The following is a 1,663-nucleotide window of genomic DNA, read 5'->3' on the forward strand; positions in this document are numbered from 1 at the left end:
CAAGAAAACGGCTGGAATAGATGGGATTAAGAGTTTAATCCCCAAACAAAGGCTAGAACTTATACGCCAACTGAGGTTAAACCAAAAGGCTAAACCTGTCAGGAGAGTCTGGATTGATAAACCTGGTAGAGACGAAAAACGCCCGTTAGGGATACCCACAATGAACGACAGAGCATCCCAAGCTCTGGTAAAAGCAGCCTTAGAGCCGGAATGGGAAGCAAAATTCGAGCCAAACAGCTACGGATTCCGACCAGGGCGGTCATGCCACGACGCAATCGAAGCAATATATGGAGCAATCAAGCAGAAGCCGAAATACGTGCTAGATGCCGACATTGCCAAATGCTTCGACCGAATAAACCATGAAGCGCTGCTAGAAAAATTAAATACATTCCCCACCATCCGCCGTCAAATTCGGGCATGGTTGAAAGCGGGAGTGATTGACTGGAGCGAATACGCTAATCGCAATAAAAAGAAAGGGTTCAGTCAATCATCTGAGGGAACGCCGCAAGGCGGGGTTATATCGCCCTTGCTAGCAAACATCGCCCTCCACGGCTTGGAAAATCGGCTACTCCAATACGTTGAAACCGTAGATATGAAAAATAACTACTGCAGACAACAGAGCAAACGCTCTAAGCGAATGACCCTAACAGTAGTTCGCTATGCTGATGACTTTGTAATTCTACACAAAGATAAAGCCGTCGTCCAAAGATGTATGCAGATAACAGCAGAATGGCTCAGTGGCATTGGCTTGGAATTAAAACCCGAAAAAACCAGACTCTCACACACTCTAGTTGAAGAAGGAGGCAACATAGGGTTCGACTTCCTCGGATTTAATGTTAGACAGTTCGAGGTAGGGGAGTATGCGTCTAAGCAAGGATTTAAAACCATCATCACACCATCCAAGGAAAAGCTGAAAGTCCATCTATCTAAAGTAGGCGACCTAATCGATAAGCACAAAGGTTCATCGCGAGATGCCTTAATTGCAACACTAAACCCCGTGATAAGGGGCTGGTCGAACTATTACAAAACGGTTTGCAGCAAAGATATATTCCAACTTGCAGACCACATCATCTATCAGCAAATACGAGGATGGGCAATTTACCGTCATGAAAGCGCCGACAAGACTTGGACAACCAAAGGAAATAACAATTGGGTATTCGCCACCAAAAATGGCAAGCATTGTCTAGCCAAGCATGGCGATACTCCAATAACCAGACACACAAAGGTGAAGGGTGAAATAAGCCCTTATGACGGAGATTGGGTCTACTGGAGCAAGCGAAAAGGGGAATACCCTGAAACTCCCAAACAATTATCCGAGCTTATTAAAAAGCAAGATGGGAAGTGTTCGCACTGCGGTCTGTACTTCACGTCAGATTGTCTAATTGAAGTACATCACATAGATAGAAACAGAAGCAACAACAAGAAGACAAATCTGACAGCCGTACATAGACACTGCCACGACATTATTCACGCCAAATGGGAACCAAAAGAGTGGGAGATGAGAAGTGATGAATCTTATTTCTAGCCCCCTAACCCTTAATGGGAAAGAGGTACGCATGACAAGCGCCAAACAGTCGAGGAGCCGGATGACGGGAAACTATCACGTCCGGTTTTGCATGGGAGTTCGGGGTAGCGATACCCCGTTCGACCCTAACAAATGGGA

1 protein-coding gene is annotated in these 1,663 nt (G+C 45.7%); it reads left to right on the forward strand.

Annotation, left to right across the window (positions count from 1 at the left end; genetic code table 11):
- Positions 1 to 1,525, forward strand: a 1,525-nt coding sequence (gene ltrA, locus QUA56_RS36540) for a group II intron reverse transcriptase/maturase (RefSeq protein ID WP_333368896.1), incomplete at its 5' end; no start/stop codon positions are given.
- Positions 1,526 to 1,663 lie beyond the last annotated feature (138 nt).

The sequence above is a fragment of the Microcoleus sp. N3A4 genome, assembly GCF_036701805.1.
GTDB lineage: Bacteria > Cyanobacteriota > Cyanobacteriia > Cyanobacteriales > Microcoleaceae > Microcoleus.